The organism is Pantoea sp. GM_Pan_3 (assembly GCF_026541045.1).
GTDB classification, from domain to species: domain Bacteria; phylum Pseudomonadota; class Gammaproteobacteria; order Enterobacterales; family Enterobacteriaceae; genus Pantoea; species Pantoea anthophila.
In genome coordinates this window covers 255,120-270,587 of sequence record NZ_JALNVA010000005.1, presented here as the reverse complement: position 1 = coordinate 270,587, position 15,468 = coordinate 255,120, and the positions used below count along the sequence as shown (strand labels likewise).

The 15,468-nt window shown below is 56.7% G+C and carries 15 protein-coding genes; 14 read left to right on the top strand and 1 reads right to left on the bottom strand.

The genetic code is table 11. The features are described from left to right. Window positions 1–40: 40 nt before the first annotated feature. The 4 genes from OXR04_RS16140 (at window position 41) to OXR04_RS16125 (ending at window position 3,359) form a co-directional block, all read left to right on the top strand. Window positions 41–937 (top strand): amino acid ABC transporter substrate-binding protein, encoded by an 897-nt coding sequence (locus tag OXR04_RS16140; protein ID WP_009091482.1) that lies wholly within the window; start codon window positions 41–43, stop codon window positions 935–937. 278 nt (window positions 938–1,215) lie between these two features. Next, window positions 1,216–1,956, top strand: a complete 741-nt coding sequence (locus tag OXR04_RS16135; RefSeq protein ID WP_009091484.1) for an amino acid ABC transporter permease — start codon at window positions 1,216–1,218, stop codon at window positions 1,954–1,956. Next, window positions 1,956–2,633, top strand: a complete 678-nt coding sequence (gene gltK, locus OXR04_RS16130; protein ID WP_009091486.1) for a glutamate/aspartate ABC transporter permease GltK — start codon at window positions 1,956–1,958, stop codon at window positions 2,631–2,633. Before OXR04_RS16135 ends, gltK begins: the two co-directional genes overlap by 1 nt. Continuing rightward, window positions 2,634–3,359 (top strand): amino acid ABC transporter ATP-binding protein, encoded by a 726-nt coding sequence (locus tag OXR04_RS16125; protein ID WP_009091487.1) that lies wholly within the window; start codon window positions 2,634–2,636, stop codon window positions 3,357–3,359. Window positions 3,360–3,416: 57 nt separating this feature from the next. Here OXR04_RS16125 and OXR04_RS16120 read toward each other — a convergent pair whose 3' ends face one another. Continuing rightward, window positions 3,417–3,899 carry a zinc ribbon-containing protein gene (locus tag OXR04_RS16120; RefSeq protein WP_046101412.1) on the bottom strand — a complete coding sequence of 161 codons (483 nt, stop codon included), beginning with the start codon at window positions 3,897–3,899 and terminating at the stop codon, window positions 3,417–3,419. 223 nt (window positions 3,900–4,122) lie between these two features. On the opposite strand from OXR04_RS16120, the gene leuS reads away from it, so the two are divergent. From leuS to dacA, 10 genes are all read left to right on the top strand, one after another. Beyond that, a complete protein-coding gene (gene leuS / locus OXR04_RS16115) occupies window positions 4,123–6,705 on the top strand; it encodes a leucine--tRNA ligase (RefSeq protein WP_150029405.1) in 2,583 nt (860 codons plus the stop codon). Window positions 6,706–6,719: 14 nt separating this feature from the next. Then, window positions 6,720–7,319, top strand: coding sequence for an LPS assembly lipoprotein LptE (gene lptE, locus OXR04_RS16110; protein WP_009091493.1), 600 nt, complete (start codon window positions 6,720–6,722; stop codon window positions 7,317–7,319). After that, window positions 7,316–8,347 carry a DNA polymerase III subunit delta gene (holA, locus tag OXR04_RS16105; RefSeq protein WP_267371973.1) on the top strand — a complete coding sequence of 344 codons (1,032 nt, stop codon included), beginning with the start codon at window positions 7,316–7,318 and terminating at the stop codon, window positions 8,345–8,347. The genes lptE and holA overlap by 4 nt, the downstream gene beginning before the upstream one ends. Further along, window positions 8,340–8,984 (top strand): nicotinate-nucleotide adenylyltransferase, encoded by a 645-nt coding sequence (nadD, locus tag OXR04_RS16100; RefSeq protein WP_267371974.1) that lies wholly within the window; start codon window positions 8,340–8,342, stop codon window positions 8,982–8,984. Before holA ends, nadD begins: the two co-directional genes overlap by 8 nt. Before the next feature lie 92 nt (window positions 8,985–9,076). Further along, window positions 9,077–9,394 (top strand): ribosome silencing factor, encoded by a 318-nt coding sequence (rsfS, locus tag OXR04_RS16095; protein ID WP_009091499.1) that lies wholly within the window; start codon window positions 9,077–9,079, stop codon window positions 9,392–9,394. A gap of 3 nt (window positions 9,395–9,397) precedes the next feature. Beyond that, window positions 9,398–9,868, top strand: a complete 471-nt coding sequence (gene rlmH, locus OXR04_RS16090; RefSeq protein WP_009091501.1) for a 23S rRNA (pseudouridine(1915)-N(3))-methyltransferase RlmH — start codon at window positions 9,398–9,400, stop codon at window positions 9,866–9,868. A 34-nt stretch (window positions 9,869–9,902) separates the two neighbouring features. After that, entirely contained in the window at window positions 9,903–11,807 is a 1,905-nt protein-coding gene (mrdA, locus tag OXR04_RS16085; protein ID WP_009091503.1) for a peptidoglycan DD-transpeptidase MrdA, read from the top strand. An 8-nt stretch (window positions 11,808–11,815) separates the two neighbouring features. Next, window positions 11,816–12,928, top strand: coding sequence for a peptidoglycan glycosyltransferase MrdB (gene mrdB / locus OXR04_RS16080; RefSeq protein WP_033736585.1), 1,113 nt, complete (start codon window positions 11,816–11,818; stop codon window positions 12,926–12,928). A gap of 10 nt (window positions 12,929–12,938) precedes the next feature. Beyond that, on the top strand, window positions 12,939–14,027 hold the full coding sequence (gene rlpA / locus OXR04_RS16075; protein WP_046101408.1) for an endolytic peptidoglycan transglycosylase RlpA: 1,089 nt from the start codon (window positions 12,939–12,941) through the stop codon (window positions 14,025–14,027). A gap of 132 nt (window positions 14,028–14,159) precedes the next feature. After that, complete coding sequence (gene dacA / locus OXR04_RS16070; RefSeq protein WP_009091510.1) at window positions 14,160–15,371, top strand: D-alanyl-D-alanine carboxypeptidase DacA; 1,212 nt, start codon at window positions 14,160–14,162, stop codon at window positions 15,369–15,371. The last annotated feature ends 97 nt before the right edge of the window (window positions 15,372–15,468 follow it).

Sequence of the window (15,468 nt, the reverse complement as noted above, 5' to 3'; positions counted from 1 at the left end):
GGTTATAGCCTGTGCCTTTTTCATACGAAGGAGTTGGAACATGCAACTACGCAAAGTGGCATTATCTCTTCTGCTGATCAGCGCAGCGGCGGGAGCGGCCCAGGCGGAAGATCTCAGCGGCACCCTGAAAAAGATCAATGACAATGGCGTTATTGTGGTCGGGCATCGCGAATCATCAGTTCCCTTTTCTTATTATGACAACCAGCAAAAAGTGGTGGGCTATTCACAGGCCTATTCCAACGCCATCGTGGACGCCATCAAAGCAAAACTGAACAAGCCGGATCTGCAGGTCAAGATGATCCCTATCACCTCTCAGAACCGTATTCCGCTGTTGCAGAACGGCACCTACGATTATGAGTGTGGCTCGACCACCAATAACCTTGAGCGCCAGAAACAGGCAGCCTTCTCTGACACCATTTTTGTCATCGGCACCCGTCTGCTGGTGAAGAAAGGTGGCCCAATCAAAGATTTCGCTGACCTGAAAGGCAAAACCGTCGTTGTGACCTCCGGCACCACCTCTGAAGTGCTGCTGCATAAACTCAATGACGAGCAGAAAATGGATATGCGCATCATCAGCGCAAAAGATCACGGCGACTCTTTCCGCACCCTGGAAACCGGTCGTGCCGTAGCCTTTATGATGGATGACGCGCTGCTGGCTGGCGAACGCGCAAAAGCGAAAAAACCGGACAACTGGGAAATCTTAGGCACGCCGCAGTCCAAAGAGGCCTATGGCTGCATGCTGCGTAAAGATGATCCACAGTTCAAAGCCCTGGTGGATGAAACCATCGCTAAAGCCCAGACCTCCGGTCAGGCTGAAAAATGGTTCGACACCTGGTTTAAACAGCCGATTCCGCCTAAGAACCTGAACATGAACTTTGAACTGTCTGAAGACATGAAAGCTCTGTTCAAGACGCCGAACGATAAAGCACTGAATTAACAACAAAATACCCAATGGATTTCAGGTTGCATTACGGTGGCCAGAGTGAATCCCGATGCGCTTACGCAGGTAAGTGATTCGCGTGAATCAAAATAGCCAGCAACATTGCAGCCTGAAAGACGGCGGGTATAACAAGGGCGGCCCGGCTGCCCTCTCGATTGCTGAAACCGCGGCATGGACAGACAGACTGACACGGGTCGTTCCCCTGCGTCAGAAGATAAAACGCCGTTCATCAATCTTCAGGGTAGCTTCGCTACCCTTTTTTTCCGGAGCTCGTTATGGGTATCGATTGGAACTGGGGCATCTTTCTCGAACAGGCCCCGTTCGGTAACACGACCTACCTTGGCTGGCTGTGGTCCGGTTTTCAGGTGACGATTGCCGTCTCCTGCTGTGCCTGGATTATTGCCTTCTTCGTGGGTTCATTTTTCGGCATTCTGCGCACCGTGCCTAATCGCCTGCTGGCCACCATTGGCACCTGCTATGTCGAACTGTTTCGTAACATCCCGCTGATCGTCCAGTTCTTCTTCTGGTATCTGGTCGCGCCTGAACTGGTGGGCGAGAAGCTCGGCATGTGGTTTAAGTCGGAGTTGGATCCCAACATTCAGTTTTTCCTCTCCTCCATGATCTGTCTTGGCCTCTTTACCGCGGCCCGCGTCTGCGAGCAGGTCCGTGCTGCCATTCAGTCACTGCCGACCGGGCAGAAGAATGCAGGTCTGGCGATGGGATTAACCCTGCCGCAGACCTACCGCTATGTGCTCCTGCCGAATGCGTATCGCGTGATTGTCCCGCCGATGACGTCGGAAATGCTGAACCTGGTTAAGAACTCAGCTATCGCCTCCACCATTGGTCTGGTCGATATGGCCGCACAGGCGGGCAAACTGCTCGACTATTCGGCCCACGCCTATGAGTCCTTTACCGCCATTACGCTCGCCTACGTCGCGATTAACCTGGTGATTATGTTGTTGATGAGTCTGGTCGAGCGCAAGGTCCGGCTGCCAGGCAATGCGGGAGGCAAGTAATGTACGAGTTTGACTGGAGTTCCATTGCTCCCAGCCTGCCCTATCTGCTCAATGGCCTGGTGATTACGTTTAAAATCACCCTGACCGCCGTGGTCTTCGGCATTCTGTGGGGCACGCTGCTGGCGGTAATGCGTCTGTCGAGCTTTAAGCCGATCAGCTGGTTCGCCAAAATTTATGTCAATCTGTTCCGCTCCGTGCCGCTGGTGATGGTGCTGCTCTGGTTCTATCTGGTGGTACCGAGTTTTCTGCAACAGGTGCTGGGGCTATCGCCTAAAACCGATATCCGGCTGATTTCAGCCATGGTCGCTTTCTCGCTGTTTGAAGCGGCTTACTACTCTGAAATTATTCGTGCCGGCATCATCAGTATCTCACGCGGCCAGGGTAACGCCGCGCTGGCGCTCGGCATGACGCCGTGGCAGTCGATGAGACTGATCATCCTGCCGCAGGCGTTTCGCGCCATGGTTCCGCTGTTACTGACCCAGGGTATCGTGCTGTTCCAGGATACCTCACTGGTCTATGTCTTAAGCCTGGCGGACTTCTTCCGCACCGCGTCCACCATTGGTGAGCGCGACGGGACCCAGGTGGAGATGGTTCTGTTTGCCGGTCTGGTCTACTTCGTGATCAGCCTGAGTGCATCGCTGTTGGTCAGCTATCTGAAAAGAAAAAGGACGGTTTAAATGATTAGCCTGAAAAATGTTTCTAAGTGGTATGGTCACTTTCAGGTGCTGACCGACTGCTCAACCGAGGTCAAAACCGGTGAAGTGGTGGTGGTGTGCGGGCCGTCCGGCTCCGGTAAATCGACGCTGATCAAAACGGTTAACGGACTTGAGCCGATCCAGCAGGGTGTGATTGCGGTGAATGGCACCGAGGTGAACAACAAAAAAACCAACCTGGCGCAGCTTCGCAGTCAGGTTGGCATGGTATTTCAGCACTTCGAACTCTTCCCTCACCTGAGCATTATCAACAATCTGGTGCTGGCGCAGGTGAAAGTGCTGAAGCGCGACAAAGCGGCAGCGCGGGAGAAGGGGCTGAAACTGCTGAAGCGAGTGGGTCTGGCCGCGCATGCTGAGAAGTTTCCCGGTCAGCTTTCCGGGGGCCAGCAGCAGCGTGTGGCGATTGCGCGGGCACTCTGCATGGACCCCATCGCGATGCTGTTTGATGAGCCGACCTCCGCACTGGACCCGGAAATGATCAATGAGGTGCTGGATGTCATGGTCGAGCTGGCCCAGGAGGGGATGACAATGATGGTGGTAACCCATGAGATGGGCTTCGCCCGCAAGGTAGCCAATCGCGTCATCTTTATGGATGAAGGGAAAATTATCGAAGACACCAATAAAGATGACTTCTTTAATAATCCGCAGTCTGACCGCGCCAAAGATTTCCTCGCCAAAATCCTGCACTAATCCCGGCCATTATGCGGGTCACCACCGGTGGCCCGCCTCACGCATGCGATGACGCTATCAGGGTTCAAAAGGCTGACGCTGAAACTGATCGTGGCCGCACTCCGGACAACGTGACAGCGTTTCAGGCGTGTAGATTGCCCGGGTAAACTGGCACTTTTCACACACCAGATTCCCCAGCCCCACCACTTCCCCGCTCTGATAGACCCCATGATGATGCAGATCCTGGAAGACCTCGCGCCACTCCAGCTGACTCTTATCGGTAATATCTGCCAGCTCTTTCCAGACGCTCTCACGGATGATGCGCATAAAGAGCGAGTCTGCGACCGGTTCTTCGACGTCGCTATAGCTGCGCGCAAACTCTTCCAGATCGCGTCGGACCGCGCGCAGTACCTGATCAATCTCCTCTTCCGTCATATCGTTGCGCGCCAGCAGCTGGCTTCGCCGTCCGTCAATCAGCGCATCCGGGTTACGATCGCCCTGACGCAGACGGTCGGTCAGGACGGCCAACGACTCGCGATATTCCTGAGCCACTTTATTCATTTTATTCTCCTTTTATGCAGACTCTCGCTGAATTAAGTTTAGTCGCAATGTTGCTTTTGCCGTGTCGTCTGTACAGGGAATTACAAAAGGGTGAAGGTTCTGACGCTTTCGGCAGAAATCGCGCCAGCAAAAGTGGGAAGTGTTGTTGATATGCGGCCTTATGGGTATGCTATGCGGATCTTAAAGCCAGAAAAATGTTATTCACAAAGGACCACAGGCAGCCATGCAAGAGCAATACCGCCCGGAAGAGATTGAATCCCGTGTGCAGCAACACTGGGATGAAAACGAAACGTTTAAAGTGACTGAGCAGGAAGGTAAAGAGAAATATTACTGCCTTTCAATGTTGCCCTATCCTTCTGGGCGCCTGCACATGGGCCACGTTCGTAACTACACCATCGGCGACGTAATCGCGCGTTATCAGCGTATGCTCGGCAAAAACGTACTCCAGCCGATTGGCTGGGATGCTTTTGGCCTGCCTGCAGAAGGCGCGGCGGTGAAGAATAACACCGCGCCGGCCCCGTGGACCTACGACAACATCGCCTACATGAAGAACCAGCTTAAACTGCTGGGCTTTGGCTATGACTGGAGCCGTGAACTGGCGACCTGCCAGCCTGAGTATTACCGCTGGGAACAGTGGTTCTTCACCAAACTCTATGAAAAAGGCCTGGTCTATAAAAAAACCTCGGCGGTGAACTGGTGCCCGAACGATCAGACCGTACTGGCTAACGAGCAGGTGATCGACGGTTGCTGCTGGCGCTGCGACACCAGAGTTGAGCGCAAAGAGATCCCGCAGTGGTTCATTAAAATTACCGATTATGCGGAAGAGCTGCTGAACGACCTGGATACGCTGGACGAGTGGCCTGAGCAGGTCAAAACCATGCAGCGTAACTGGATTGGTCGCTCAGAAGGCGTTGAAATCACCTTCGACGTGGCTGACAGCGAAGAGAAAGTCACTGTCTACACCACCCGCCCGGATACCTTTATCGGCGCCACCTATGTGGCCGTGGCCGCAGGCCATCCGCTGGCGACTCAGGCGTCGGTGAACAATCCGGCGCTGGCCGACTTTATCGCTGAATGCCGCAACACCAAAGTGGCTGAAGCCGATATGGCGACCATGGAGAAGAAAGGCATGGCGACCGGCCTCTCGGTTGTCCACCCGCTGACCGGCGAACACCTGCCGGTCTGGGTCGCTAACTTCGTCCTGATGGAATATGGCACGGGTGCCGTGATGGCGGTTCCGGCGCACGACCAGCGCGACTGGGAGTTTGCCACCAAATATGACCTGCCCATTAAGCCGGTTGTCCTTAACCTGGATGGCAGCATTCCTGACGTCAGCGCGGCGGCGATGACCGACAAAGGCGCCCTGTTCAACTCTGGCGAATTTAACAGCCTGGATCATGCGGCCGGTTTTAACGCCATCGCAGATACCCTGGCGGCCAAAGGCGTGGGCGTGCGTAAAGTGAACTACCGTCTGCGCGACTGGGGCGTTTCCCGTCAGCGCTACTGGGGTGCGCCTATCCCGATGGTCACGCTGGAAGATGGCACCGTAATGCCTGCACCAGAAGATCAGCTGCCGGTGATCCTGCCGGAAGATGTGGTGATGGATGGCATTACCAGCCCGATCAAAGCGGATCCGGAGTGGGCAAAAACTACGGTAAATGGCCAGCCTGCGCTGCGCGAAACCGATACCTTTGACACCTTCATGGAGTCCTCCTGGTACTACGCACGTTACACCTGTGCCGACTACAAAGAGGGTATGCTGGACCCGGCTGCAGCGAACTACTGGCTGCCGGTCGATCAGTATGTCGGCGGTATCGAGCACGCTATTATGCACCTGATGTATTTCCGCTTCTTCCACAAGCTGCTGCGTGATGCGGGCCTGGTGAACTCCAGCGAGCCGGCCAAACGCCTGCTGTGCCAGGGTATGGTGCTGGCTGACGCCTTCTACTACCTCGGCGACAACGGCGAACGCAACTGGGTTTCACCGGTTGACGTTGAAGTTGAGCGTGACGAGAAAGGCCGCATCGTGAAGGCCGTGGATAAGCAGGGTCGCGAGGTGATCTACGCGGGCATGAGCAAAATGTCGAAGTCGAAAAACAACGGCATCGACCCACAGCTGATGGTTGAGCGTTACGGCGCGGATACCGTGCGTCTGTTTATGATGTTTGCCTCACCGGCGGATATGACGCTGGAGTGGCAGGAGTCAGGCGTTGAAGGCGCAAACCGCTTCCTGAAGCGTGTCTGGAAACTGGTCTACGAGCACACCCAGCTGGGTGCGACCGTGGCACTGGATGTGGAGAGCCTGAACGATGAGCAGAAATCGCTGCGTCGCGACCTGCACAAAACCATCGCCAAAGTAGCCGATGATATCGGCCGTCGTCAGACCTTCAACACCGCTATCGCGGCGATTATGGAGCTGATGAATAAACTGGCCCGCGCGCCGCAGGAAAGCGAGCAGGATCGCGCCCTGATGCAGGAAGCGCTGCTGGCGGTCGTTCGTCTGCTCTATCCGTTTACCCCGCACGCCAGCTACGTTCTGTGGCAGACGCTGGGTGGCGAAGGCTCCATTGATGAAGCGACCTGGCCGGTTGCGGATGAAGCCGCTATGGTTGAAGATTCACTGCTGGTTGTGGTGCAGGTCAACGGCAAAGTGCGTGGCAAAATCACCGTCGCCGCCGATGCAACACAGGAACAGGTTCAGGCACGCGCTGCCCAGGAGCATCTGGTGGCGAAATACCTGGACGGTGTGACTATCCGTAAAGTCATTTATGTACCGGGCAAACTGCTTAACCTGGTCGTAGGTTAAGTTCAGGAGGAACTGTGCGACATCCGATTATCAGGCTGTTTGTCATGCTGGCGGTGGTCATCACCGCCGGCTGTGGTTTTCATCCGCGTGGCACCACACAGGTGCCCAGCGAACTGAAAACCCTGATTGTTTCAACCGGCGATCCTTATGGACCCCTTGCGCGTACTGTGCGTCAGCAGCTGCGTATCAACGATGTCACTATTGTTGAAGACACTAAACAGAACCGCACCGATATTCCGACGCTGCGTCTGGGTCCTGAGGTGTCGGGACGTAACACCGCCTCGGTCTTTATCAGCGGCACCTCTGCGGAGTATCAGCTGGTCATGACGCTAACGGCGCAGGTCCTGTTGCCGGGCAAAGGCATCTATCCTATCAGCACCACGGTCTATCGTTCATTCTTCGATAACCCGAACGCGGCGCTGGCAAAAGATGCCGAGCAGGATCTGATTACGCAGGAGATGCGTCAGCGTGCGGCCGAACAGCTGATACGTAAGCTGCTGACCGTGCATGCCGCACAGATCAACAACAAAGAGACCTTACCGGCGTCCGTGATTCCGGTACCGGGCCAGGTTTCAAAGGAAGCGCCCACTTCCTCTGCCACCAGTCTGCAATGATCAGGATTTATCCTGAGCAACTCAGCGCGCAGCTCCGTGAGGGGCTGCGCGCCTGTTATTTATTAACCGGAAACGAACCGCTGCTGTTGCAGGAGAGTGCCGACGCCATTCGCGCCGCCGCAACCGCGCAGGGATTCCAGGAACATTTCAGTTTTACGCTGGATGCGCAGACCGACTGGGAAAGCCTGTTTGTCAGCTGCCAGTCACTGAGTCTGTTTGCCCAGCGTCAGACCCTCACGCTGCAATTCCCCGACAATGGCCCTAACGCCGCAATGGCTGAGCAGCTGGTTAAGCTGTCACAGCTGCTGTACGCCGATATCCTGCTGGTCTGCCGGATGGCAAAACTGACCCGCGCGCAGGAAAACAGCGCCTGGTTTAAAGCGCTGTCCGCCTCTGCGGTCATGGTGCCCTGCCAGACGCCAGAGCAGGCGCAACTGCCCCGCTGGGTGGTAAATCGGGCCAGAGCGCTGAAGCTGTCTGTGGATGACGCCGCCGTGCAGCTGCTCTGTTACTGCTACGAAGGCAATCTGCTGGCGCTTGCTCAGGCGCTGGAGCGGCTCTCACTGCAGTGGCCTGACGGCAAACTGACGCTGCCGCGGGTGGAAGAGGCGGTCAGCGATGCAGCGCACTTCACCCCTTTCCACTGGGTGGATGCGTTACTGGCAGGCAAAAGCCGCCGCGCCCTGCATATCCTCCATCAGCTGGAGAAAGAGGAGAGCGAGGTGGTGATTCTGCTGCGTACGCTGCAGCGCGATATGCTGACGCTGCTGCATCTGCAACGTCATCAGGCACAGCAGCCGTTGCGCACGCTGATGGATCAGCAGCGGATCTGGCAGAATCGCCGCGCGCTGTTCACCGAGGCGCTGCAGCGACTCGACGCTGCCCGTCTGCAACGCGCGATCCATCTGCTGAGTCAGATTGAGGTGACGCTGAAGCAGGATTATGGACAGCCGGTGTGGCCTCAGTTGCAGACCCTGACGCTGCTGCTCAGCAGCCGGGCTTTTCCGACGAGTTTTGCGCATGTCTGAGTTGCAGGCGCTGTTTGGCGGCACGTTCGATCCGATTCATTTCGGCCATCTGCGCCCGGTCGAAGCGCTCGCGCAGCAGACTGGTCTGCAGCGCGTGACGCTGCTGCCCAATAATGTCCCTCCCCATCGTCCGCAGCCGGAAGCCAGTGCGGCCCAGCGGGTCGACATGCTGCGCTGTGCCATCGCCGGTTTGCCGCTGTTTGATATTGATACCCGTGAGCTGGCGCGCGATACGCCCTCCTGGACCGTGACAACCCTGGAGGCCTGGCGCGCCGAACGCGGTGCCGCCCAGCCGCTGGGATTTATCATTGGTCAGGACTCCTTACTGAGCTTAGCCAGCTGGCATCGCTGGCAGGATCTGCTGTCACTCTGTCATCTGCTGGTGTGCCAGCGGCCGGGCTACGCCACGCGCTTTGAGGCGCCGGAGATGCAGCAGTGGCTCAATGAACACCTCGCCGGCGAAATCCGGCAGCTGCATCAGCAGCCTGCGGGCCATATCTGGCTGGCAGACACGCCGCTGTATAACATTTCGGCAACCGAAATCCGCCGCCGCCGCCATCAGAACCTGCCCTGCGACGACCTGTTGCCCCCGGCGGTGATCGACTATATCGACCGCGAAGGCTTATATCGCGACTGATCCGGGCATGCTATACTGCGCCGCTTAATTTTCTGGCTGCACTTTCCGGGCTCGCAGCCGGCCCGTTACCATCAGATTCAGAGGGGAACCTTTTGCAAGGTAAAGCACTCCAAGAGTTCGTTATTGATAAGATTGATGATCTCAAAGGCCAGGACATCGTGACCATCGACGTTCAGGGCAAATCCAGCATCACCGATTTCATGATCATCTGCACCGGCACCTCTACACGTCATGTGACCTCGATCGCAGAACACGTTGAGCAGGAGTCCCGTTTAGCTGGCCTGATGCCGTTGGGCATCGAAGGTAAAAGCGCGGCGGACTGGATCGTGGTTGATCTCGGTGATGTCATCGTGCACGTGATGCAGGAAGAGAGTCGCCAGCTGTATGAGCTGGAAAAACTCTGGGGCTAATCGGTGAAACTGCAACTTGTTGCCGTCGGCACGAAAATGCCCGACTGGGTGCAGACCGGTTTCATGGAGTATCTGCGCCGCTTCCCGAAAGATATGCCACTTGAGCTGACCGAAGTCACCGCGGGGAAACGCGGCAAAAATGCTGATATCAAACGCATTCTTGAAAAAGAGGGTGAAGCGATGTTAGCGGCGGTCGGCAAAGGAAATCGCATCGTCACGCTGGATATTCCCGGTCATCCGTGGGAAACCCCGCAGCTGGCGCAGCAGCTTGAACGCTGGAAACTGGATGGCCGCGATGTCAGCCTGCTGATTGGCGGGCCTGAAGGCCTGGCCCCCGCCTGCAAAGCGGCGGCAGAGCAGAGCTGGTCCCTGTCAGCATTGACGTTGCCCCATCCGCTGGTGCGCGTGCTGGTTGCGGAAAGTCTGTATCGAGCCTGGAGCATTACGGCAAATCATCCTTATCATCGTGAATGACCGATCAGCCCACACCAGACATGACAAGTAGCGGATGAAATTACAAAGCAACGCCTTTCGCGATTACAGCGCCGAACAGAAACTCTTTGTCCGTCGGGCGTTTTTCGCCTTCGTCGGTATTTTGCTGCTCTCTTCAATCCTGGTGGTGAACCTTTACCATCTGCAGATCCTTCGCTTTGATGATTACAGTACCCGCTCCAACCAGAACCGCATAAAACTGGTGCCTGTCGCGCCCAGCCGCGGCATTATCTACGATCGTACCGGCACGCCGCTGGCGCTGAACCGCACCATCTATCAGGCTGAACTGGTGCCGGAAAAAGTCGATAACCTGCAACAGACGCTGGAGAATCTGCGCCCGATCCTGGAGCTGACGGATGAAGATCTGGAAAACTTCCAGAAAGAGCGTAAACGCTCGCGTCGTTTTACCTCCATTCCGGTGAAAACAGCGCTGAATGAGGTGCAGGTCGCCCGTTTTGCGGTCAATCAGTACCGCTTCCCCGGCGTGGAAGTGAAAGGCTATCAGCGCCGCTACTACCCATACGGTTCCACGCTGACGCATGTGGTCGGCTACGTATCCAAAATCAACGATCGTGATGTGGCCCGCCTCGATAAAGAGGGGATCTGGCCAAATTACGCCGCGACCCACGATATCGGCAAGCTGGGCATCGAAGCCTATTATGAAGATCTCCTGCATGGCAAAACCGGCTTTGAGGAGGTTGAGGTCAATAACCGTGGCCGGGTCATTCGCCAGCTGCATGAGGAGTCGCCTCAGGCGGGCCGCGATATCTATCTGACGATCGATCTCAAGCTGCAGCAATATATTGAAACCCTGCTGGCGGGCAGTCGTGCAGCGGTGGTCGTCAGCGATCCGCGCACCGGCGAAATCCTCGCCATGGTTTCCACCCCCAGCTACGACGCCAACTTATTTGTCGACGGGATTTCCAGTAAGGATTACCGCGGCCTGCTGGAAGATGAAAACCGCCCGCTCTATAACCGCGCGATTCAGGCTGCCTACCCTCCCGCCTCTACGGTCAAACCCTATGTCGCCGTCTCCGCCATGAGTGCCGGGGTGATTAACCGCAACACCAGTGTTTTCGATCCCGGCTGGTGGCAGCTTCCCGGTTCCGAAAAGCGTTTCCGCGACTGGAAGAAATGGGGCCATGGTCGTCTCAACGTCACCAAAGCGCTGGAAGAGTCTGCCGATACCTTCTTCTATCAGGTCGCCTATGACATGGGCATCGATCGCCTCTCTGAGTGGATGAACAAGTTTGGCTACGGCAGCCGGACCGGCATCGACCTGCCGCAGGAGAGCGCCGGCAATATGCCGACCCGAGACTGGAAGATGAGACGCTTCAAAAAGCCGTGGTATCAGGGTGACACCATCCCGGTGGGTATCGGCCAGGGCTACTGGACGGCCACGCCGCTGCAGATGAACAAAGCGATGATGATTCTGATTAACGATGGCATCATCCGTGTGCCGCATATCCTGCGCGCCACCCGTGAAGGCCGGACGCTGGTGCCCTATCGCCAGCCGCCTGCCGCGCCGATTGGCGATATCCATTCCGGCTACTGGGAAATCGCCAAAGATGGCATGTATGGCGTGGCAAACCGCCCTAACGGCACCGCGCACAAGAGCTTTGCGGATGCGCCCTACAAAATCGCCGCCAAGTCCGGTACGGCACAGGTCTTTGGCCTGAAAGAAAATGAAACCTATAACGCCCACAGAATTGCTGAACGATTACGCGACCATAAGTTAATGACCGCGTTTGCTCCCTATGACAAACCTCGGGTTGCCGTGACCATTATTCTGGAAAACGGTGGCGCCGGTCCGGCTGTCGGCACCGTCATGCGCCAGATTCTGGATCACATCATGTTAGGTGATAACAATACAGTCCTGCCGGACGCCGCCCCGGTGCCGCCCGGTTATGAAGGTGAATAAACATGTCGATGCAAGATAGTCCGCAGAAACGATCAATCTGGATGCGCATCCACATCGATCCGCTGTTTATGCTGATCATCCTCGGCCTGCTGACCTACAGCGCCGTGGTGATCTGGAGTGCCAGTGGTCAGGACCCGGGCATGATGGAGCGTAAACTGGGTCAGATCGCGATGGGCCTGGTGATCATGATTGTGCTGGCGCAGGTGCCACCACGTGTCTATGAAGGCTGGGCACCTTACCTCTATATTGTCTGCGTCATCCTGCTGGTGGCGGTAGATGCCTTCGGTCAGATCAGTAAAGGCGCACAGCGCTGGCTCGATCTCGGCTTTGTCCGTTTTCAGCCCTCGGAGATTGCCAAGATCGCGGTGCCGCTGATGGTCGCGCGCTTTATTAACCGTGACGTCTGCCCGCCGACGCTGAAAAATACCGGTATTGCGCTGGTGCTGATCTTCGTGCCTACCCTGCTGGTGGCCGCGCAGCCCGACCTCGGTACCTCCATCCTGATTGCCGCCTCGGGTTTGTTTGTGCTGTTCCTGTCAGGGATGAGCTGGAAACTGATTGGCGTGGCGGTGCTGCTGGTGGCCGCCTTTATCCCGATCCTGTGGTTTTTCCTGATGCACGACTATCAGCGCGATCGCGTCATGATGCTGCTCGACCCGGAAACGGATCCGCTGGGTGCTGGCTATCACATCATTCAGTCGAAAATCGCCATTGGCTCGGGGGGACTGCGCGGCAAAGGCTGGCTGCAGGGCACCCAGTCTCAGCTGGAGTTTTTGCCGGAACGTCACACCGACTTTATTTTTGCGGTTCTGGCCGAAGAGTTAGGCCTGGTGGGCGTGCTGCTGCTGCTGACCCTGTATCTGCTGCTGATCATGCGCGGACTGGTGGTGGCCGCGCGGGCGCAGACCACCTTTGGCCGGGTCATGGCGGGCGGTTTAATGCTGATTTTATTCGTTTATGTTTTCGTTAACATTGGCATGGTTAGTGGTATCTTACCGGTGGTTGGCGTACCGCTGCCGCTGGTCAGTTATGGCGGCTCCGCGCTAATCGTGCTTATGGCGGGATTTGGCATCGTGATGTCGATCCACACTCACCGAAAAATGTTATCTAAAAGTGTCTAAGAGGCTGCAGATGCGTAAGGAATGGCTTGGCGTTGCACTGGCATCACTGGTTCTGGCGGCCTGTACCACGCCGGAACCCCAAAATACGGCGCCGCCGCAACCGGCATACAATGGACCAGTGGTAGAGATTCCGGGCGTTGAGCCACGTTATGAGCCGGTTAATCCGGGCACCAGCCAGGATTACAGCGTCAACGGCAAAAATTATCGCATCGTTAAAGATCCCTCCAACTTCAGTGAAGTCGGTCTGGCCACCTGGTACGGTGAAGAAGCGCAGGGCAACCGCACCGCCATCGGTGAAACCTACGATCCCGATGCGCTGACAGCGGCCCACCCTACCCTGCCGCTGCCGAGCTATGTGCGCGTCACCAATATCGCCAACGGTCGTCAGATTGTGGTGCGGGTGAACGATCGCGGTCCTTATACGCCGGGTCGTATTATCGATCTCTCCCGCGCCGCCGGTGACCGCCTGAATATCTCGAACAATTCGCGGGTGCGGGTCGACTTTATCAAGGTCGCGCCTGACGGCTCACTCTCCGGTCCTGGCACCATCGGCACCGTCGTAGCGAAACAGAGTTACGCCCTGCCCGCCCGTCCGGACCTGAGTGGTGGCGCAGTCATGAATGGCGGCAGCGCAGCGGCTGCTCAGCCGCCAGCGCAGAATGTGGACGCTATCAGTAACAGCACGCTGCAGAGCAGTGACAGCATGGGTGCACCGGTGCAGAGCAGCGGCTTTCTTGGCGCGCCCCAGCCTTTAGCGAGCGGCGTGCTGGAAGGCAGTGAACCGCCCGCTGCCGCCGTTGCCGCACCGGCAGCGGTTGCTGCTCCCGCCGCCGCCAGCGCCGCGCCTGCGGCCAGCCGTGGAACCGCAGCGGGCTATGTCGTGCAGGTCGGCGCGCTGAACGATCCGGCGCGTGCACAGCAGATGATGAAAAGCCTGAGCCAGCGTTATGGTGTGCCCGGGAAAGTTGAAGACGCAGGCAACAATGTTTATCGCGTGCAGCTTGGCGGGTACGCTACCCGCGCCGAAGCCGCCGCGCTGCAACAGCGCCTGAGCAGTGAAGGCCAGACCGCTTCATTTATTACTAATACGCGTCGCTGATCCGTTTGTCAGACCGCTGCACGTTACGTCTGCTAACAACCCAATCATTTCACCCCATGCCAGCGCCCCTGGCATTGGGTATGATAAGTGACTTTTTTAAACCTCAAACTCACGGATGTTGTAGTCCTACACATGAACACGCTGAAATCCTCTCGTTTGCTGAAACGCCTGACAGTGGGATCACTGATCGCTTTCTCCCTCAGCCATGCTGCTATCGCTGATGACGTCAATCTCAAGACCATGATTCCGGGCGTACCGGACATTGATGCCGAAGCGTATGTCCTTATCGACTACAACTCGGGCAAAGTGCTGGCGGAGAAAAATGCCGATGCACGCCGCGATCCTGCCAGCCTGACTAAGATGATGACCAGCTACGTCATCGGTCAGGCCGTGAAAGCCGGTAAAATTCATCAGGACGATATGGTCACCATCGGTCAGGATGCCTGGGCCACCGGTAACCCGGTGTTTAAAGGCTCCTCGCTGATGTTCCTGAAGCCAGGCGACCGCGTACCGGTTTCTCAGCTGACCCGTGGGATTGTGCTGCAGTCCGGTAACGACGCCTGTGTAGCGATGGCTGACTATGTTGCCGGCAGCCAGGACGCGTTCGTTAATCTGATGAACAACTACGTCAAAGCGCTTGGCCTGCAGAATACCCACTTCGGCACGGTGCATGGTCTGGACGCTGAAGGTCAGTACAGCTCCGCGCGCGACATGGCGCTGATCGGTCAGGCGCTGATCCGCGATGTGCCGGAAGAGTACGCCATCTATAAAGAGAAAGAGTTCACCTTCAACAATATCCGTCAGATGAACCGTAACGGTCTGCTGTGGGATACCAACCTGAATGTGGATGGGATCAAAACCGGTCACACCAATTCGGCAGGTTTTAACCTGGTGGCATCAGCGACAGAAGGCCAGATGCGCCTGATTTCTGCCGTCATGGGCGGGCACACCTTTAAAGGCCGTGAAACGGAGAGCAAGAAACTGCTGACCTGGGGCTTCCGTTTCTTTGAAACCGTCGCGCCGCTGAAAGCAGGTAAAGAGTTCGCCTCTGAGCCGGTCTGGTTCGGCGATAATGACCGCGTGCAGCTGGGTGTGGAAAAAGATGCCTACCTGACCATTCCACGTGGCCGCATGAAAGATCTGAAGGCAAGCTATGTGCTGAACAACACAGAACTGCATGCCCCGCTGAAGAAAAACCAGGTCGTCGGCAGCATCAACTTCCAGCTGGATGGCAAAACCATCGAACAGCGTCCACTGGTGGTACTGAATGAAATTTCCGAAGGCGGTTTCTTTGGCCGTATCGTTGATTACATCAAGCTGATGTTCCATCACTGGTTCGGTTAAGCGTGACGGGTGATTGAAAAATCACCCCTCCGCCCCCATTACACGATATTATGATGCTCCCGCTCAGGCGGGAGCCTGTTTTTTATGCACCGGAGTT